Here is a 19341-nt window from a genome sequence, read left to right as displayed (position 1 = left end):
TGTTCGCTGTACGGCCGTGCGGGTGCCGTGAACGGGCCGGAGCGCACCATGTCGCTCCGGCCCGTTGCCATTGCTCCGTTCCCTCCCGGACGGCCGGTGTTCAGCCGAGGCGCAAGGCCCGTCGCAGGAAGTCCACCTGAAGCAGCAGCAGGTTCTCCGCGACCTGCTCCTGCGGGGTCATGTGTGTGACACCGGAGAGGGGCAGCACCTCGTGCGGCCGGCCGGCCGCCAGCAGGGCTGAGGACAGCCGCAGGGCGTGGGCCACCACCACATTGTCGTCGGCCAGCCCGTGCACGATCATCAGCGGGCGGTGCGGCTCGGCGGGGGAGGAGAGGCCGTCGTCGGTGACCAGGGAGCTCCTGGCGTACGCCGCCGGGTCCGCGCCGGGGGCGCCCAGATAGCGCTCGGTGTAGTGGGTGTCGTACAGCTGCCAGTCGGTGACCGGGGCGCCCGCGATGCCCGCGTGGAAGACGTCCGGGCGGCGCAGCACGGCCAGGCCCGCCAGCCAGCCGCCGTAGGACCATCCGCGGATCGCGACCCGGGACAGGTCGAGGGGGTAGCGCTTCGCGAGGTCCTGGAGTGCCTCGATCTGGTCGTCCAGGGACACGGTGAAGTCATGGTGCACCGCCTTCTCCCAGCCGGGGGAGCGGCCGGGGGTGCCCCGGCCGTCCGCGACGATCACCGCGAAGCCCTGGTCGGCGAACCACTGCGAGGTCAGATGGGGATTGTGCGCGGCGACCACACGCTGCCCGTGCGGACCACCGTAGGGGTCCATGAGGACGGGCAACGGGGCGTCACCGGAGTAGCCCGTAGGCATGAGTACGGCGCAGGGGATGCGGCGTGCGCCCCCCAGAGTGAGTGTCACGCGCGGGGACATACCGGGATGTTCGGCATGCGAGGCCACGGTCAGTGTCGTGCCGTCCCTGCCGTTGTCCCCGACCCCGGCCGCCGAAGTTCCCGTCTCGCCCGGCTTGCCGTCACGCAGGATCCGCGTCAAGACGCCCGCGCGGTCGAGTGCCGAGGAGACGAGTACCGTCACGCCCCCGGCGCGCACCGCGGAGTGCACTCCGGGCTCGTGCGACAGGCGTTCCACGCCGAGTTCATTCACCCGGTACACATGGATCTCGCCGATCTCCGGATCGTCAGCCGCCCGGCCCGCCGACGCCGCGACCAGCACATCGTCGTCCGAGACGTCGAGCACGGCCCGGACGTGCAACTGTGCGCCTGTCAACGGTCGTTCGCCCACCGCGAGCACCCGCGCACCGCCCTCGTCGGCGATCCGCACCAGTTGTCCGGACGGGCTCCAGCATGGCGCCCCAGGGAAAAGTTCAAGCCAACTTGGATCTTCATCCGCGTGCACCATCCGGGTGGTCCCGGAATCCGGGTCGACGGCCAGATAGAGCTGGCTGCGCTGGTCACGCGCCTGCACCAGGATGAGCGGCGCACCCGCCGCTGACCAGTGCACTCGCGCCAGATATGGATAGCCCGCCCGGTCCCACACGACCTCCGTGCGCGCCCCGTCGAGGCCCAGGACGAACAGCCGTACCTCCGCGTTGCCGGAGCCGGCCGCCGGATACGCGACCCGCTGCGGCTCGCGTTCCGGATGGGCCGGATCGGAGATCCACCAGCGGCGCACCGGAACGTCGTCCGCCCGCGCCACCAGCAGCCGGTCCGAGTCCGGCGACCACCAGAATCCCCGTGAACGATGCATCTCCTCGGCCGCGATGAACTCGGCCAGCCCGTAGGTGACCGACTCGGACTCCGCTTCGGCGAGCGCCCGGTCGCCCTCGCCCTCGGCCCCGATCACGCGCAGCGCACCCCGCGCGACATACGCCACATGCCGGCCGTCGGGGGAGGGCCGGGGGTCCACCACGGGCCCGGGGACGGGCAGTTGACGTGCCGTCCCGGCGCGCAGCTCGCAGGTGAAAAGCCGTCCTGACAACGCGAAAGACGCCAACTCGACGGCGCTGTCGGTGGCATACCCGACGATGCCGGCACCGCCCTCCCGGCTGCGCTCACGGCGGGCGCGCTCCTCGGGGGACAACTCCTCGGCGCCGCCCTCGAGAAGCGCGCCCGGATCGGCCGCGGGACGCTCCGTGCCGTCCGCGAGGTCGAGCACCCACAGATGGTTCGCGCGGTCCGTGCCGGACGTGGAGCGCAGGAACACGACACGGGAACCGTCGGGCGCGACGGTGAATGCGCGGGGCGCGCCGAGCGTGAACCGCTGGGTCCGCGCGTGCCGTCGGGGGAAGGAAGCAGACTCGGTCGTCATGCCCCGACCATATTGGCCATGCGCCCCCTTGTGCGGCCATGCGCCGAGCGATGCGCACGTACGGATAGTTATGATCACTAGCGCATAGTGGGTATGAACCCGCTTGCATCTAGGTGGATTTATCTGTGTGGATATCTCCGCGTGGATTTCACTGCCCCCAAGTCCGACCCCCGCGCCCCTGTGGATCTTTGGAGGTGAGCCGCCGTGGCACTCTCGATTTCGGCGGTGGTGCTGCTGGCGATCATCGTCTTCCTGCTGATCAGGAAGTCAGGGCTGAAGGCGGCTCACGCGATCGTGTGCATGCTGCTCGGCTTCTACCTGGCCTCGTCGACCATCGCTCCGACGATCAGCACGCTGACGACGAACATCGCCGGGATGATCGGGAGCATCAAGTTCTAGCCCCGCGGGGGAGGTGACGCCGGGCCGCCCGCGAGCCCGGCGCGGCCCCGTCCCCTGCGCCCCCTTCCCCCTGCCGCGGTGCGCCTACGGCATGCCCGGCGAGGCCGCCGTCCAGCCGGTCGGGGCGCGACGTGCCGTCCGGCCTGGGACTCGGCCCTGGACACGTCCAGGACGACCGAGCGGGCCGGCTGGTCGACCGCGTACGGGGGAGGAACGGCTCCGTGCCGGGGCGCAGCCGGCCCACCGTCCGGGCGGCCCTGGCGGCCGTACGGGCTCCGCCGACGGAACGTGACGGATCCGCGCTCGTACGCCGAGGGCGCGCGGGACTGCCTGAACTCGGTGAACGAACTCCGCTGAGGTCATGGGCGGCCGGCAGCAGGACCGCGGCGAACGGCATGCCCGCGGAGGCGTCCCGTATGCGTGGATCATCCGGGGAGGTCCGGCCCGGAGGGCGGTCCGCGCCACCTGGACGAGCCCGAGAGCCGAACCCGGTCGGTCCGCAGGAGCCGGGCGGCCGGGAGGCGGTGGGCGGGGGCTCTCGTAGGGTGGTGCCATGACCGATCTGCCCGACCGGCGTCTGCTCCTGGTGCACGCGCACCCGGACGACGAGTCGATCAACAACGGCGCCACCATGGCCAGGTACGCGGCCGAGGGCGCCCGCGTGACGCTGGTGACCTGCACCCTCGGCGAGGAGGGCGAGGTGATCCCGCCCGCGCTCGCGCATCTGGCGTCCGGCCGGGACGACACCCTGGGCCCCTGGCGCGAGGGCGAGCTGGCCGCCGCGATGAAGGAACTCGGCGTCACCGACCACCGCTTCCTCGGGGGCGCCGGCCGCTATCGAGACTCCGGAATGATGGGCGTCGCGCAGAACCACCGTCCCGGCGCCTTCTGGTCCGCCGACCTGGACGAGGCGGCCGGGTATCTCGTGAAGGTCGTGCGGGAGGTACGTCCCCAGGTCCTCGTCACCTATGACCCGGACGGCGGCTACGGCCACCCCGACCATGTCCAGGCCCACCGGGTCGCGATGCGGGGCGCCGAGCTGGCCGCCGACCCCGGGTTCCGCCCGGAGCTCGGGGCGCCCTGGGAGATCGCCAAGATCTACTGGAACCGTATGCCCCGCCCGGTCGCGGAGGCCGCGTTCGCGCGGCTCGGTGAGGCGATCGGACAGACGCCGTTCACGAAGGCGGCCGCCCTCGGGGACGTCCCCGGTGTCGTCGAGGACGCAATGATCACCACGGAGATCGACGGCACCGCGTTCGCCTCCGCCAAGGCCGGCGCCATGCGGGCGCACGCCACGCAGATCGAGGTCGCCGAACCGTGGTTCGCGCTCTCCAACGCTCTCGCGCAGCCCCTGTTCACCACCGAGTACTACGAGTTGGTGCGGGGGAGCGCGGGGTCCCTCGAGACGGATCTGTTCGAAGGAGTGGCCCCATGATGTCCACGGGCAAGCAGCCGCGCCGGACGGATCAGCCGAGCATGCTCGCGCAGCCGCTGCGACTCCCGTCCGGAGGGCGGGCCGCGGCCTATCTCGGGCTGTTCGTGCTCGGCGTGGTGGTGGGGGTCGCGGGTGGCCTCGTGCAGGCGGCCTGGTTCCCGGGCGGACTGCTTCTCGCGCTCGTGGGCGCCGCCGGTGCCTTCGTCGGCGGCGCACAGGCCACCGGAACCCGCGCGGGAGCCGTCGCGCCCGTCGTCGGCTGGATGGTCGCCGTCGTCATGCTTACCGTCAGCCGTCCCGAGGGAGACTTCCTCTTCGGGGCGGGCGTCGGGTCGTATCTCTTCCTGCTCGGCGGGATGGCCGTCGCTGTGATCTGCGCCACTGTCTGCCGGGGGCGGCAGCCGTAGGCAGCGGGCGTCCGACTTGGTCATCGACGTACCGGTTCGTCTCCCGGGGGGTGTGACGTTCCCCCCGGGAAATCGGGGTATACGGGTGGGGGTCCGGTGCGGGTTTCCCCAGCGGCCCCCGACTGAGAGAGACGAGCGGACAGTATGGTGGTGCGCGCCGCCGAGCCTCCCCATGCTCTCGGCTTCACCCGAGCGGGGGAGACGCCCACCTGTTGAGGTCGAAACAGGCGGTGGAGCGGTGGAGCCAACCGGGAGAACCTGCCTTGAGTCGTGAAACTGACAGTTCGTCCGCCGGACCCCACGGGACCGGCGGAGCCGCGTACCCCTCGGGCACGCCGCCGTACGGGACCCCCATGGCTTCCGAGAGCGGCGCCGGTACGGGCCGTTCGGCCGCGCAGCCGGAGGAACGCAAGACCGAGACCACGCTGACGACCCGTATCCGGATCAACATCCCGGGATCGCGGCCCATCCCGCCGGTCGTCGTGCGCACACCGGTCGCGGACTCCGAGAGCAACGCGAACACGGATGAACCGGCCGCCGATGAGAGCGAGACGACGGGCTCCGTGAGCGCGTTGAGCGCTCTGAGCGCGCTCAGCTCCCTCGACGGCCCCCCGGAGCCGGCAGTGCCCGCCCCCGCGCCCGCGCCGGCCGCCGAGGAGAAGGCGAGCGACTGGTTCGCCCCTCGCAAGCCCGCGTCGGGCAAGGGCCCGCAGGGCGGCGGCTCGACCAACGGCGCCGGAATGCCAGGTGGTTCCGGCATACAGGCCGGCCCGGCGGCGGCTCCGGGTGCGCCGGGCGGTGCGCGGCCGGGTGCGCCGGGCACTTCGGGTGTCCCGGGTTCTCCGGGTGCGAACGGCGCCAATGGCGCGAACGGCTCGGGTGGTCCGGCCGGTACGCGCCCCGGCGCGCCCGGTGCCCCGGGCGCACGGCCCACCGGCGGCGCGAGCCCGTTCGCCGCCCGCCCCAATGCCACCAGCGGAAAGGGGCTGCCCAGCGCCACCGGTGCGGGACCCATCGCGCCGGGCCACGGCGGGGGCACCGGCTCCTTCGATGTGTCGGACGCGGTGGCGGCCAGCACCGGCTCGTTCCCGGTCATAGGGACCGACGCGACGGACGAAACGAACGAACGCCGCCGCGACGATCTGCCGTACTTCTCCGAGCCGGGCCGCGGCGGTCCCTCCGGACCCACCACCGGCCCCGCACTGGGCGACGGACCGGTCATCCCTCCCGTGGGCCCCACGCCCGGCGTCCCCGGTGTCCCGGGCATGACCGGCCCCGGTGGCCCCCTCGGGTCCGGTGTGCCCGGCGCCGTCCCGGGCCAGGGACTCCCCGGCGGCGGGCTCAGCGACGACACCGCGATCCTCACCCCGCAGAAGCCCGCCCCCCACCCGGGCCCCCAGGGCTTCGGCGGCCCCGGCGAGAACATTTCCGGACACACCGTCACCAGCGGTATCCCGGTCGTTCCCTCCGGCCCCCAGGGCGGGCCGATGAGCGGGCCGTTCGCGGGCACCCGGCCCGAGGGCCCCACGCCGCACACGCCCCCGAAGCTGCCCGACCCGACGCCACGGCAGAACTCCACGAGCGCGAAGCCGGCCAAGAAGAAGGGCCGCAGCAAGCTGGTGCTGCTGGGCGGTGCCGTGGTCGTCGTCGCCGGTGTCGCCTACGGCGCCGGGCTTCTGATGAACCACTCCGACGTGCCCAAGGGCACCACCGTGCTCGGTGTCGACATCGGCGGCGGCACGCGTGACGAGGCGGTCCAGAAGCTGGATTCCACGCTGGGCGGCCGTACGGACAAGCCGCTGCAACTGTCCGTCGACGGCAAGACGGTCTCCCTCAAGCCGGACCAGGCGGGCCTCCAGCTCGACAGCAAGGCCACCGTCGCCGCCGCCGCGCAGAGCGACTACAACCCGGTGTCCGTCATCGGCTCCCTGTTCGGTCAGGGGCGTGTCGTCGAGCCGGTGATGCCGGTCGACGAGGAGAAGCTCCAGGCCGCGCTGGAGCGGGCCGCGGGCGGGGCGGGCTCGATGGTCGAGGGCTCGATCAAGTTCGAGTCCGGCAAGGCCGTACCGGTGTACGGCAAGACGGGCACCGGCATCGACGCCGCCGGTTCCACCGCCGCCATCGAACAGGCGTACCGCACCCAGGTGGAGACCGGTACCGGCACGCCCGTGAAGGTCCCCACGACCACGCGCAAGCCGACGATCTCGAACGCCGAGGTCGACCGCATGATGAAGGCGTTCGCCGAGCCGGCGATGTCCGCCAACGTCATGGTGCGCGCGGACGCGACCCACGCCGTCGCTTTCAGCCCGCAGAAGTCCCTGTGGAAGTTCATCACCGTGAAGCCCGTCGACGGCAAGCTGGTCGAGGCGTACGACAAGACGGCCCTGCAGAACCTGTACGGCCACGCGTTCGACGGCGTCCTCATCTCACGCGGCGGCAAGAACCAGCCGGTGACGGTGGATGACGTGATCGCCGCGCTGCGGCCGGCCCTGCTGGGGAAGACCAGCGCGGAGCGCGTCGGGACGATCGGCACGAAGCCCAGTTAGTCCTGCGGTCGTCCCTCCGCGTCCCTCGGGGCGCGGGGGGATGACATCTGTCATGCCGAACCCGCGACAGACCGCACTGCCAGGGGCTGCCCCCGCACCGCGACGATAGGGGCATGACGACGACAGCTGCGGCCACCGGGACGGTGGTCGGCTTCGACCAGGTGACCAAGACCTACGGGAACGTCCGCGCGGTGGACGGACTCTCCCTCACACTGCACCCCGGCGAGACGGTTGCCCTGCTCGGCCCCAACGGCGCGGGCAAGTCGACCACCCTCGACCTGCTTCTCGGGCTCAAGAACCCGGACAGCGGCTCGGTGAACGTGTTCGGCACCAGCCCGCGCGAGGCCATCGTCGCCGGGCGCGTGGGCGCCATGCTGCAGAGCGGCGGCCTGATGGACGACGTCACGGTCGCGGAACTTGTCAAGCTCGGCTGTTCTCTGCACCCGAGGCCGTATCCGGTCGGCGATGTGCTCGCCCGCGCGGGCATCTCGGGTATCGCCGACCGCAAGGTCAACAAGCTCTCCGGCGGGCAGGCGCAGCGCGTCCGCTTCGCCCTGGCCACCGCCGGTGACAGCGACCTGATCGTGCTGGACGAGCCGACCACCGGCATGGACGTCTCCGCCCGCCAGGCGTTCTGGGCCACCATGCGCGAGCAGGCCGACCAGGGACGCACGGTGCTGTTCGCCACGCACTACCTCGAAGAGGCCGACGCCATCGCGGACCGGGTGCTCGTCCTGCACCGAGGCCGGCTCCTCGCCGACGGCACGGCCGCCGAGATCAAGGCGAAGGCGGGCGCGCGGCGCGTCTCCTTCGACCTGGAGGGCGCCATCGAGGAGACCCCGCTGCGCGGGCTGCCGTTCCTCACCTCGATAGACATCTCCGGACAGACGGTCCGTATCCAGTCCACCGACGCCGACGCCACGGTCCACGCCCTGTACGGGCTCGGCGTCTACCCCCGCAACCTCGAAGTCGCCGGGCTCGGGCTCGAGCAGGCGTTCGTCGCGATCACCGAGGCCGAGGAGGCCAAGCAGTCATGAACAGCCTGATCAAGCTGGAACTCGCCCGCGCCCTGCGCAACCGCAAGTTCCTGTTCTTCTCGGTGATCTACCCCTCGGCCATCTTCCTTCTCGTCGCGGGCAACGCAGACAGCACGACCAAGGTGGACGGCACCGGCCTCACCGTCGCCGCATATGTGATGGTCTCCATGGCTTCCTTCGGCGCGCTGACCGCCGTCCTGATGGGCAACAGCGAGCGCATCGCCAAGGAGCGCGAGAGCGGATGGGTACGGCAGCTGAGGCTGACCACCCTGCCGGGACGCGGTTATGTGCTCGCCAAGACCGCCAGTGCGGCCGTCGTCAGCCTGCCCTCGATCGTCGTCGTGTTCGCCGTCGCCGCGGCCGTGAAGCATGTCCGCCTGGACGCCTGGCAGTGGCTCGCCCTCACCGGGGCCATCTGGGCCGGAAGCCTCGTCTTCGCCGCGCTGGGCGTCGCCATCGGCTATCTCGCCAGCGGGGACGCGGTGCGACCCATCACCATGATCATATATTTCGGCCTGTCGATTCTCGGCGGCCTGTGGATGCCCGCGACGACCTTCCCCACCTGGCTCCAGGACATCGCCAAGTGGCTGCCCACGCACGCGTACGCTGCACTGGGACGGGCGATCGAGCAGAGTCAGGCCCCGCAAGCCCAGGACGTCGCCATCCTCGTCGCCTTCTTCGTCCTGTTCGCGGGCGGTGCGGCCTGGCTGTACCGGAAGGACACCTTGAAGGCGTGAGCGCCATGACGGAGGACCAGCGGCCAGGAGAGGCCGGCGAGGCCGGGGCGGGGCGGTTCGTCAGCATCGGACGGCCGCCCGGCAACCGGCGCGAGCTGCTGCGCAAGACCGTGTGGATCGGCGTCTGGCTGGTCTTCCTCAGCTCGCCGGTCAACGACCTGGTCTCCGGGAACCACACCACGGGCGCCACCGTGGGCGGCTGGATCGGGCTCACGGCCTTCGTCGGGGTCTATCTGACGCTGGTCTTCCGGAACATGGGAGTCAGGCCGTACCCGCACCGGCTGATCGTCGCCCTCCTCGTCACACTCGCCGCGCTCGCGACCCTGCTCTGCCTCACCCTGAACGCGTCCTGGCTGGGCCTGTTCGTGTACGTCTCCACCTCCTGCGGGGCGACCCTGCCGGTGCGCAAGGCGTACTGGGCGGTCCCGGCGTCGACCGTCCTGATGTTCCTCGTCGCACGGCACGTCGGTGTGACGGACGTGTGGAACCTGGTCCTCCTGATGGTGCTCATCGGGTACGCGATGATCGGCGTCGGCCAGCTGATCCGTACGACGATCGAACTGCGCAAGGCCCGTGCCACCGTCGCCCAGCTCGCCGCCAACGAGGAGCGGCTGCGGCTGGCACGCGATCTGCACGATCTGCTCGGCCACTCGCTCTCCCTGATCACGCTGAAGAGCGAGCTGGCCGGGCGTATGCTCCCCGACCATCCGGAGAAGGCGGCCCAGCAGGTCGCGGACATCGAACAGGTCAGCCGACAGGCCCTCGTGGACGTGCGCGAGGCCGTCAGCGGCTATCGGCGCCCCCGTCTGGCCGCCGAACTCGCGGGTGCCCAGGTCGCGTTGACGGCGGCCGGTGTAACCGCCGACATCCCCGCGGAACCGGACCTCGGCGGGGTCCCGGAGGAGGGCGAGTCCGCCCTCGCCTGGGCACTGCGCGAGGCGGTGACCAATGTCGTACGGCACAGCGGGGCAGCCCGCTGCCAGGTGGAGGTGCTACGGCGGCAGACCCTCGACGGCCCGATGCTGGAACTGTCCGTCGAGGACAACGGCTCGGGCGGTTCGGGCGCGGGTCCCGGCAATGGGCTGACGGGCCTGAGGGAGCGCCTGGAGAAGGTCGGGGGGACTCTGGAGGCCGGCGGTCCCAAGCACGGTTTCCGGCTGGTAGCGCGCGTGCCGGCCGATGGCGGGGCGCCGTAGGATCCGGTGCATGAGCCGCACGATCAAGGTCCTCCTCGCCGAGGACCAGTCGATGGTCCGGGAGGCGCTCGCCGCGCTGCTGGGCCTGGAGGAAGACATCGAGGTCGTCGCCCAGGTCGCCCGTGGTGACGAGGTGCTCGCGACGGCGCGCGCCCACGACGTGGATGTGGCGCTCCTGGACATCGAGATGCCCGGGGCCACCGGGATCGAGGCGGCGGGGCAGCTCCGGAGGGAACTCCCGGCGCTGAAGGTGATCGTCCTGACCACGTTCGGGCGCCCCGGCTATCTGCGCACCGCGATGGAGGCGGGAGCGGACGCCTTCCTGGTGAAGGACGCGCCCGCGGCCCAGCTCGCCGGGGCGGTACGGAAGGTGCTCGCGGGCGAACGCGTCATCGACCCCACGCTCGCGGCGGCGGCCCTGGCCGACGGCGCCAATCCGCTGACCGACCGCGAACGCGAGGTCCTGCGCGCGGCGGCGGACGGCTCCACCAACGCGGAACTGGCCAAGGCACTGCACCTGTCCCAGGGCACGGTCCGCAACTACCTGTCCATGGCCATCCAGAAGCTGGCCGTCCGCAACCGGGCGGAGGCGGTGCGGACAGCCCGGGAGAAGGGGTGGCTGTAGGGCCTTTCGTCTGGATCAGGCCGGGCGTGAGTTCCCTTCCGCGGCTGTTCAGTTGAGCCTGGCGCGGGCCGCTCGTGCCTGGCCGCGTACTCGGTCGGCCGTGCTCTCGTCGACGGCGGACACCAGCTCCGCGTAGGAGTCGAGCTCCTCGGCCCCTTGCAGGAAGTCGCCACGCTGCACGAGGAGCTGCGCGCGCTCGTACCGCAGCCTCGCCGGATGCGAGGGCAGCACCAGCGACAGTTCGACCGCCCACAGGGCGACATCCGACCGTTCGGGCCGGGCGGCGGCCCAGGCCCGGATGTTGTTGAGGATGCGCACCACCACCTCCAGGGGATCGGCGGGCTGGAGCATCGACGGGTCCAGCGGAGCCCCAGTCGCCCCGGCGACCAGCGTCTCCGCGTCGCCACTGGTCAGCACGCGGCCCCCGTCGAAGGGGTCGGCGAGGACCTGGTCGTCCGGCGGACCGAATCCGACGACGAAGTGTCCGGGCAGCGCGACGCCGTACACCGGACCGCCCGCCCGCCGGGCCACCTCCATCCACACCACCGACAGCAGGATCGGCAGCCCGCGCCGCCGGACGATCACCTCGTGCAGCAGCGAGGACCGGAGCCGTTCGTAGTCCGCGGGGGTGCCGTGGAACCCGTGCCGTGTGCCGAGGAGGTCGGCCAGCGCGGCGGCCCAGGACCGCGGCCCGCCGGGCGAGAACGGCAGCTCTCCGGCCAGCTCGTCCAGGCGGATCTGCGCGGCGTCGATCCCGGCGTCGTCCAGGGCCCTGTCCGCCGCCGCGCCCAGGAGCAGGCACAGCGTCGCGAGGTCGGGGCGTGGCGAGCGGGCCTCGTCGTGGAACCGCTGCCGCACCTCGGCGGCCCGTTCCGGTTCCGGGGGATAAGGGGCAAGGACAGACATGGCGCTCTCGAAACCTCTCACATCACCGGGCCGCGTGTGCCTGGTGCGTCCGGTGTATCCGGTGTGTCCTTTCGGCGGGACCCCTCCGGCTCCCGGTAGTGGTGATAGGCATGATGCGCCGAGAACCCGAGTCCTGTGTACAGGGCCCGCGCCGCCGTGTTGTCCGTCTCCACCTGGAGCCAGGCCGCCGAGGCGCCCTCGGCGAGCGCCCGCCGGGCCAGCGCGGCCATCACGGCAACGGCCAGGCCCCGACGGCGCTGCTCCGGGGCGACCTCCACCGCCGCGAAACCGGCCCACCGCCCGTCCACCACACAGCGCCCTATCGCCGTCGGCAGGCCACCCTCGGCCCCGGGCACCGACGCGAACCACACCGAGGGCCCGCTGCCCAGCACCTTCAGGGCCACCTCGCTCACTCCCACGCGCTGGTAGCGGGCGAGCCAGCTCTCGTCGGCCGTGCGCGAGAGCACGACCGCGGGCGCCTCGCGGTCGGCGAGGGGCGCCAGCGCACCGGTCCACAGCTCGGCGTGCACCTCCGGCCACCAGCCCCGGGCCTCCAGCTCGGCGCGGAGCGGCTCGTGTGTGCCCTCCGCTCCGGTCGCGAGCTGTATGCGGGCGGGCAGCCCACGGTCCGCGTACCAGCGGCGTACGGCCGTCAGGGCCTCGTCCAGCGGCAGCCCCGGGCCGCCCGAAGGCAGTACCGAGTTCGCCCGGCGTGTGTATCCGGCGGCGGCCCGCAGCTCCCAGTCCCCGAGGTGCTCCCGCTCCACCGGCTGCCAGGCCCTTGCGGCGATCCGCTCCAGCTCCGCGTACGAGGCCGCGGGACCCCTGCGGCGGGCCGGGGCCGCGGGCACGACCTTGCCCGCGACGAGCGAGGATTCCGCGATCCGGACGCTTTCCCCGCCGCGCCGGGTGATCACCAGCACGCCGTCGTCCCATGATGTGAGAACACCGAGCGTGTCGGTGAACGCCTCACCCTCGGCGGCATGTTTGTTCCACCGCCGCACGGAGACGCGTTTTCCCACGTCAGCAGCAGTGATTCGAACCTTGAGCCGTACGCCCGTAGAGATTTCCACTGGTCAGTTCACCCCTCCTGTTCGGATCATGCCCGGGAACGGAGATACTAGGTGCGGGCATCGACGACGCCGCGCTCCCGCGCGCCAGGCGGCGGAGCCTGAGGAGGCCCGCCAGCGCCCTAACGAGGAGGAACGACAGCGTGACCTACGTCATCGCAGAGCCTTGTGTCGACGTCAAAGACAAGGCGTGCATCGAGGAGTGCCCGGTCGACTGCATCTACGAGGGCCAGCGGTCCTTGTACATCCACCCGGACGAATGCGTCGACTGTGGAGCCTGCGAGCCGGTCTGCCCGGTCGAGGCCATCTTCTACGAGGATGACACTCCCGAGGAGTGGAAGGACTACTACAAGGCGAACGTCGAGTTCTTCGACGAGCTCGGCTCGCCCGGTGGCGCCAGCAAGCTGGGGCTGATCGAGCGCGACCACCCCTTCATCGCTGCGCTGCCCCCGATGAACCAGTAAGCGGCCCGCACAACCGTGCCGCCTCGGTCCCGTACGGTGCCTCCCGCGCCGTACGGGGCCGTGGCGTTTGGCGGCCGTGCACTCTCCGAGAAGCCCTGCACTCTCAGAGAATCCGAGAAAGTGAGCCCGATCCCCGTGTCCGCACTCTCCGACCGCCTTCCGGCCTTCCCGTGGGACAAGCTGGAGCCGTACAAGAAGACGGCCGCCGCGCACCCGGGCGGGATCGTCGACCTGTCCGTGGGCACCCCGGTCGACCCGGTTCCCGGGCTGATCCAGAAAGCGCTCGTCGCGGCGGCGGACTCCCCGGGCTATCCGACCGTCTGGGGCACGCCCGAGCTGCGCGACGCGATCACGGGCTGGGTGGAGCGCCGCCTGGGCGCCCGTGACGTCACCCACCGCCATGTCTTGCCCGTCGTCGGCTCCAAGGAGCTCGTGGCCTGGCTTCCGACCCACCTCGGCCTCGGCCCCGGTGACCGGGTCGCCTACCCGCGCCTCGCCTACCCGACCTACGAGGTCGGCGCGCGCCTGGCCCGCGCCGAGTACGAGGTCTACGACGACCCGACGACCCTGGATCCGGCGAACCTGAAGCTCCTGTGGCTCAACTCCCCGTCCAACCCGACGGGCAAGGTGCTGTCCAAGGAGGAGCTGACCCGGATCGTGGCCTGGGCGCGCGAGCACGGGGTCCTGGTCTTTTCCGACGAGTGCTACCTGGAACTGGGCTGGGAGGCCGACCCGGTCTCGGTGCTGCACCCGGACGTGTGCGAAGGCTCCTACGAGGGCATCGTCGCGGTCCACTCCCTGTCGAAGCGGTCGAACCTGGCCGGCTACCGCGCGGCGTTCCTCGCGGGCGACCCGGCCGTCCTCGGCCCTCTGCTGGAGATCCGCAAGCACGGCGGCATGATGACCTCGGCGCCGACGCAGGCCGCTGTCGTGGCCGCGCTCGGGGACGACACCCACGTCCGCGAGCAGCGTGAGCGCTACGCGGCCCGCCGTTCGATCCTGCGGGACGCCCTCCTGGGGCACGGCTTCCGCATCGAGCACAGCGAGGCGAGCCTGTACCTGTGGGCGAGCCGCGACGAGTCCTGCTGGGACTCGGTCGCCCACCTCGCGGACCGGGGCATCCTGGTCGCCCCGGGCGACTTCTACGGCACGGCAGGCGAAAAGTTCGTCCGGGTGGCCCTCACCGCAACGGACGAACGCATCACAGCGGCAGCCCAGCGCTTGTAGCCCCCCGCACACGCAAGGAGGGGGCCAGGACCTGGAGCTCCTGGCCCCCTCCGCGGGGATGCGCCCGACAGGGGCGCGGGGAACCGCACACGACCACGACGCACCCGCAGGGACGACGCCCCGCAACCGGCGCGCGGCGCCGGACTCAGCCCCCCAGCGGAAGCCCCTGCACAGGAAGCTGCCGCCCCGAAACCCCGCTCTGCGTGGCCCCGCCCAGCAGGCCCCCGCCCAGCAGGCCCCCGGCCTGCCCCGCGGCCTCCCCGGCCACCTTCTTCGCGGCAGGCGTCGCCGTACCGACGACCTTCCCACCCGCTCCGCTCGCGGTCGGCACCGCCTGCTGGACCGCCTTGCCGCCGGTCTGGGCCGCCTTGCCGCCGGCGGCACCCGCGACTCCGGCGACCTGGTGCGCCGCACCGTCGACCTGGTGGGTGGCCCCGTCGATCTGGTGGGTTCCACCGTCGAGGGTGGAGATGGCCTGGGCGTTGTCCAGGGCGTTGTCCATGGCGGTCAGCCCGGACAGGTTCGGGGTGGCCGGCAGATCGGTCGTCGCCGCGCTGGCGGAGCCGGCCGCACCGACCACGGGCGCCGCTCCCGCCGCGATCAGCAGCGCGGCACGGGCGATCCGGCGGGTCAGGGGGAGGGACATGATGCTCCTTAGACGGGAGAGAACGGTTAAGTGTCCGCCTTGCCCTGGAACGCGGTGTCCGGGCTCGGACGCAGTGACTACCGCTCGAAGCCCACGAAGGTTGCGGTGCCCCCGCGTAAAGAGTTGGTAACGTGTCGCATTATCGGGTGGGGATGAAATCGGGCAAACAGAGTTAGTCCACAAACCCCGCGAAATCCTTACTGCCCTTTGTCTGCAAGGGATTCCTTGCCCGCGGCGCCGGCCACGCAAAAAAGTGCGCACCCCGTAAACGAGGCGCGCCGCGCATTACCCCCGAAGGGTGAGGTGCCGTACTTCTGACCTACTCGCCTGTGACGATACGGACTTGGGCGGAAGAACCCTTCGCATCGGAACCGCCGTCCGTACGCCACTCGTCCGCGTACCCTCCACGGGACCACTCACGGCCCGCGTAGGACACCCGGGCGATATGCAGGGCCGAGGAATTGGCCACCGCCCAGTGCGCGAGCTCCCAGCCGCGCTGGGCCACGGTGCCCGAGGCGGAGGACTTCCTCGGGATCGGCACCGTCACAGCCTCGGAAGCCGTCGTCGCCGGCGCCGCCGAAGACGTGGGTGACGGCGAGGACACCTTGGCGCCCGCCTCCGCCCCCGCCGTCTGCAGCACGTCGCGCCCGAAGTCCCGTACGAGCGCCGCCCGCACCGCATCCGCCCCGCCGGAGGGCGTGGCGGCGGGACGGCCCTGGCAGGTCAGTGTCGCCGCCGCCCGGCCGGTCAGCGCGTCCGAGAGCATCGTGGCGTCAGGCTCGTGCTTCGCGTAGGCCTCCGGATAGCCGCTGAGCTGCACGCGCTGCGCGGCCTCGGTCAGCGGCATCCGCGTGTAGCCGGGAACCTCGGCCAGATGCTTGTAGAACTCGCCCGCCGAATACGTCGGGTCCATGATCTGCGACTGGGTGCCCCAGCCCTGTGACGGACGCTGCTGGAACAGGCCGAGCGAGTCCCGGTCGCCGTGCTCCATGTTCGTCAGGTTCGACTCCTGCAGCGCGGTCGCGAGCGCGATGGTCACCGCGCGCTCGGGCATGCCGCGCGTGGTGCCGACGGCGGCGATCGTCGCCGCGTTGACCGCCTGCTCCGGCGTGAACTCGTACGACGCCCCGTCGCCCTTGGCCGAGACGACCTGGCATCGGGGCGCCGCCGAGCCGTTGAGGTACTGGACGGCGAGGTAGCCCGCGACGGCGAGCATCACTACGAAGGCCGCCCCGAAACGGAGGAGGCGGCCACGGCGTTTGGGGGTGCGGGACGGCTCTGGCACGCCTACAAGGTACTTGAGGCGTGCTGGGGCCTTTCCCGGGGCTGTGGACAACCTGTGCGTCAGGCACTGCGTCCAGGTGCTCCGGTGCGGGAGCGCTAGGGTCGACTCCATGGCCGACACCCCCCTTGACCTCAAGCTGGACGCCGCACGGCTGACCGCGCAGCTCGTCGACTTCCCCTCCGAGAGCGGCACCGAGGAGCCCCTCGCGGACGCGATCGAGACCGCGCTGCGCGCCCTGCCGCACCTGGCCGTCGACCGGTACGGAAACAACGTCGTGGCCCGGACACACTTGGGGCGGCCGGAGCGCGTGATCCTGGCGGGCCACATCGACACCGTCCCGATCGCGGCGAACGTGCCCTCGCGCCTGGACGAGGACGGCGTCCTGTGGGGCTGCGGCACCTGCGACATGAAGTCCGGCGTCGCGGTCCAGCTCCGCATTGCGGCTACGGTCCCCGAACCCAACCGTGACCTGACCTTCGTCTTCTACGACAACGAGGAGGTCGCGGCGGACCTGAACGGCCTGGGGCATGTCGCCGCGGCCCATCCCGAATGGCTGACGGGCGACTTCGCGGTGCTGCTGGAGCCTTCGGACGGCCAGGTCGAGGGCGGCTGCCAGGGCACTCTGAGGGTCCTGCTCAAGACCAGGGGCGAGCGGGCCCACTCCGCGCGCTCCTGGATGGGCTCGAACGCCATCCACGCGGCGGCCCCGATCCTCGCCCGCCTGGCTGCGTACGAGCCCCGCAATCCGGTGATCGACGGCCTGGAGTACCGCGAGGGGCTCAACGCGGTCGGCATCTCCGGTGGCGTGGCCGGCAACGTGATCCCGGACGAAAGCGTGGTCACGGTCAATTTCCGCTATGCCCCCGACCGCACCGCGGAGGAGGCCGTGGCGCACGTCCGTGAGGTGTTCGCGGACTGCGGTGTGGACGAGTTCGACGTGGTCGACCACAGCGGCGCCGCGCTGCCCGGTCTCTCGCACCCGGCCGCCGCCGCGTTCATCGAGGCGGTCGGAGGCGTTCCGCACCCGAAGTACGGCTGGACGGACGTGTCCCGCTTCAGTGCCCTCGGTATCCCGGCCGTCAACTACGGACCCGGCAACCCGCACTTGGCGCACAGGCGGGACGAGCGAGTGGAGACGGCGAAGATCCTCGCCGGGGAGGAGCGCCTGAGGGCCTGGCTGACCTCCTGATATACGGAGGACATGCACACGTCCCCCTTCCGTAACCCGCGTGGATCTACGCTGGGGCACGACCCCGAGTGGAGGGAGCACATATGCCCACTGGCAACCCCGAGGGGAAGAAGGTGCCGCCGGACGAGCAGCGGCTCGGGCCCGTGCTGCGCAGGCGAGGCCAGGTGACCAGAAGCACCACGGACCAGCGGCTGCTGGACGCGGGCGGCCCCTCGGACTGGGTGCACACGGACCCGTGGCGCGTCCTGCGCATCCAGTCGGAGTTCATCGAGGGCTTCGGCACGCTCGCCGAACTCCCACCCGCCATCAGCGTCTTCGGCTCGGCCCGGACCCCGGTCGACTCGCCCGAGTACGAGTCCGGCGTACGGCTCGGGCGCGGCCTGGCGGAGGCGGGCTGGGCGGTGATCACCGGCGGCGGACCGGGCGCAATGGAGGCGGCGAACAAGGGCGCCTGCGAGGCGAAGGGCATCTCGGTCGGCCTCGGCATCGAGCTGCCCTTCGAGCAGGGCCTGAACCCGTATGTCGACATCGGCCTGAACTTCCGCTACTTCTTCGTCCGCAAGATGATGTTCGTGAAGTACGCCCAGGGCTTCGTGGTCCTGCCGGGCGGCCTCGGCACGCTGGACGAGCTCTTCGAGGCCCTGACCCTGGTCCAGACCCAGAAGGTGACCCGCTTCCCGATCGTCCTGTACGGCACCTCGTACTGGGGCGGCCTGGTGGACTGGCTCAAGAACACCCTGGTGGCCCAGGGCAAGGCCGCAGAGAAAGACCTGCTCCTGTTCCACGTCACGGACGACGTGGACGAAGCGGTGGCTCTGGTCTCCAAGGAGGCAGCCCGATAGCGGCACGGACAACTGCGCAAACCCCACCGCCACGGGCGCGGGGAACTGCGCAGAACCCCCGCATACCCGCACTCGACGACGCACGGTGGGTTGTCCGATGGGGGCGCGGGGAACTGCGCAAAACCCCCACGCCCCGCACGGGACCCCGCAGGGCTACGCCAACCCCCGCCGCGCAACCGCCGGCGCCCGCCACCCCGCGATGGACGCCACCATGTCCAGCACCTGCCGCGTCTCGGCAACCTCATGCACCCGATACACCCGCGCCCCCAGCCACGCCGACACGGCCGTGGTCGCCAGCGTCCCGAGCACCCGATCCTTCACGGGCTTGTCCAGCGTCTCGCCCACGAAGTCCTTGTTGGACAGCGACACCAGGACCGGCCACCCGGTGGCCACCATCTCGTCCAGCCGCCGTGTGGCCTCCAGGCTGTGCCGGGTGTTCTTGCCGAAGTCGTGGCCCGGATCGATCAGCACCGACTGACGCGGCACGCCCAGCGCCACCGCCCGCTCCGCGAGCCCGAGGGTCACCTCGAGGATGTCGGCCATGACGTCGTCGTACGTCACCCGGTGCGGACGGGTCCGCGGCTGTGCACCCCCCGCGTGCGTGCACACCAGCCCGACCCGGTACCGCGCCGCGACCTCGGCGAGCCGAGGATCGACCCCACCCCACGCGTCGTTGAGGAGGTCGGCCCCGGCCTCGCACACCGCCTCGCCGACCTCATGCCGCCAGGTGTCCACGCTGATCACCACATCGGGGAAGCGCCGCCGCACCTCGGCGACGAAACCGACCGTCCGCCGCGCCTCCTCCTCGGCCGTGACCTCCTGCCCCGGCCCCGCCTTGACCCCGCCGATGTCGATGATCGCCGCGCCGTCCGCGATCGCCTGCTCCACGCGCGCGAGGGCCGGCTCGTCGCGGAAGGTGGCCCCCTGGTCGTAGAAGGAGTCAGGCGTCCGGTTGACGATCGCCATGATCACCGGCTCGTGTGCGGCGAATTCCCGCTTGCCCAGCCTGAGCATCCGCTGTGACCTCTCCCATTCAGTCCCGTTCCCTGGCCGCCTGC

At 71.5% G+C, this 19341-nt stretch carries 18 protein-coding genes; 12 read left to right on the top strand and 6 right to left on the bottom strand.

The genetic code is table 11. The annotated features are described in order from the left end of the window. Window positions 1–100: 100 nt before the first annotated feature. Window positions 101–2272 (bottom strand): prolyl oligopeptidase family serine peptidase, encoded by a 2172-nt coding sequence (locus ABZ845_RS29180; protein ID WP_360985519.1) that lies wholly within the window; start codon window positions 2270–2272, stop codon window positions 101–103. A gap of 204 nt (window positions 2273–2476) precedes the next feature. On the opposite strand from ABZ845_RS29180, the gene ABZ845_RS29175 reads away from it, so the two are divergent. From ABZ845_RS29175 to ABZ845_RS29140, 8 genes are all read left to right on the top strand, one after another. Beyond that, entirely contained in the window at window positions 2477–2671 is a 195-nt protein-coding gene (locus ABZ845_RS29175; protein WP_360985516.1) for a hypothetical protein, read from the top strand. A 553-nt stretch (window positions 2672–3224) separates the two neighbouring features. After that, window positions 3225–4106: an N-acetyl-1-D-myo-inositol-2-amino-2-deoxy-alpha-D-glucopyranoside deacetylase gene (gene mshB / locus ABZ845_RS29170; RefSeq protein WP_360985513.1), complete on the top strand. Its 882-nt coding sequence runs from the start codon at window positions 3225–3227 to the stop codon at window positions 4104–4106. Then, window positions 4103–4513, top strand: coding sequence for a DUF6113 family protein (locus tag ABZ845_RS29165; protein ID WP_360985510.1), 411 nt, complete (start codon window positions 4103–4105; stop codon window positions 4511–4513). Before mshB ends, ABZ845_RS29165 begins: the two co-directional genes overlap by 4 nt. Window positions 4514–4776: 263 nt before the next feature. Further along, window positions 4777–7059 (top strand): hypothetical protein, encoded by a 2283-nt coding sequence (locus ABZ845_RS29160; RefSeq protein ID WP_360985507.1) that lies wholly within the window; start codon window positions 4777–4779, stop codon window positions 7057–7059. A 113-nt stretch (window positions 7060–7172) separates the two neighbouring features. After that, window positions 7173–8096: an ABC transporter ATP-binding protein gene (locus ABZ845_RS29155; RefSeq protein ID WP_360985504.1), complete on the top strand. Its 924-nt coding sequence runs from the start codon at window positions 7173–7175 to the stop codon at window positions 8094–8096. Further along, a complete protein-coding gene (locus ABZ845_RS29150) occupies window positions 8093–8833 on the top strand; it encodes an ABC transporter permease (protein WP_360985501.1) in 741 nt (246 codons plus the stop codon). The genes ABZ845_RS29155 and ABZ845_RS29150 overlap by 4 nt, the downstream gene beginning before the upstream one ends. Further along, a complete protein-coding gene (locus tag ABZ845_RS29145; protein ID WP_360985498.1) occupies window positions 8830–10029 on the top strand; it encodes a histidine kinase in 1200 nt (399 codons plus the stop codon). The genes ABZ845_RS29150 and ABZ845_RS29145 overlap by 4 nt, the downstream gene beginning before the upstream one ends. Before the next feature lie 10 nt (window positions 10030–10039). Further along, window positions 10040–10654 (top strand): response regulator transcription factor, encoded by a 615-nt coding sequence (locus ABZ845_RS29140; protein ID WP_360985495.1) that lies wholly within the window; start codon window positions 10040–10042, stop codon window positions 10652–10654. A gap of 48 nt (window positions 10655–10702) precedes the next feature. Here the strand turns inward: ABZ845_RS29140 and ABZ845_RS29135 are convergent, their stop codons facing one another. Beyond that, window positions 10703–11560, bottom strand: coding sequence for a transglutaminase-like domain-containing protein (locus tag ABZ845_RS29135; RefSeq protein WP_360985492.1), 858 nt, complete (start codon window positions 11558–11560; stop codon window positions 10703–10705). Between the two features lie 17 nt (window positions 11561–11577). After that, window positions 11578–12633, bottom strand: a complete 1056-nt coding sequence (locus tag ABZ845_RS29130; protein ID WP_360985489.1) for a GNAT family N-acetyltransferase — start codon at window positions 12631–12633, stop codon at window positions 11578–11580. 140 nt (window positions 12634–12773) lie between these two features. Here ABZ845_RS29130 and fdxA point away from each other — a divergent pair, with 140 nt between their 5' ends. Both fdxA and ABZ845_RS29120 read left to right on the top strand, forming a co-directional pair. Continuing rightward, window positions 12774–13094, top strand: a complete 321-nt coding sequence (gene fdxA / locus ABZ845_RS29125; protein ID WP_043443616.1) for a ferredoxin — start codon at window positions 12774–12776, stop codon at window positions 13092–13094. 135 nt (window positions 13095–13229) lie between these two features. Further along, window positions 13230–14321 carry a bifunctional succinyldiaminopimelate transaminase/glutamate-prephenate aminotransferase gene (locus ABZ845_RS29120; protein ID WP_360985567.1) on the top strand — a complete coding sequence of 364 codons (1092 nt, stop codon included), beginning with the start codon at window positions 13230–13232 and terminating at the stop codon, window positions 14319–14321. Window positions 14322–14466: 145 nt separating this feature from the next. On the opposite strand, the gene ABZ845_RS29115 is transcribed toward ABZ845_RS29120, so the two are convergent. Further along, a complete protein-coding gene (locus tag ABZ845_RS29115; RefSeq protein WP_360985486.1) occupies window positions 14467–14967 on the bottom strand; it encodes an ATP-binding protein in 501 nt (166 codons plus the stop codon). Window positions 14968–15286: 319 nt separating this feature from the next. Next, entirely contained in the window at window positions 15287–16252 is a 966-nt protein-coding gene (locus ABZ845_RS29110; RefSeq protein WP_360985483.1) for a heavy metal transporter, read from the bottom strand. Window positions 16253–16361: 109 nt separating this feature from the next. Here ABZ845_RS29110 and dapE point away from each other — a divergent pair, with 109 nt between their 5' ends. Further along, the gene (gene dapE / locus ABZ845_RS29105) at window positions 16362–17441 is read left to right on the top strand and encodes a succinyl-diaminopimelate desuccinylase (RefSeq protein ID WP_360985480.1); all 1080 of its coding nucleotides are present in this window, start codon (window positions 16362–16364) and stop codon (window positions 17439–17441) included. A gap of 83 nt (window positions 17442–17524) precedes the next feature. Continuing rightward, window positions 17525–18283, top strand: coding sequence for a TIGR00730 family Rossman fold protein (locus ABZ845_RS29100; protein WP_360985477.1), 759 nt, complete (start codon window positions 17525–17527; stop codon window positions 18281–18283). Between the two features lie 153 nt (window positions 18284–18436). On the opposite strand, the gene folP is transcribed toward ABZ845_RS29100, so the two are convergent. Next, window positions 18437–19297: a dihydropteroate synthase gene (gene folP, locus ABZ845_RS29095; RefSeq protein ID WP_360985474.1), complete on the bottom strand. Its 861-nt coding sequence runs from the start codon at window positions 19295–19297 to the stop codon at window positions 18437–18439. Window positions 19298–19341 lie beyond the last annotated feature (44 nt).

The sequence above is a fragment of the Streptomyces sp. NPDC047022 genome (assembly GCF_040644155.1).
Taxonomy (GTDB): domain Bacteria; phylum Actinomycetota; class Actinomycetes; order Streptomycetales; family Streptomycetaceae; genus Streptomyces.
This window is presented reverse-complemented; position numbering and strand designations above follow the sequence as displayed.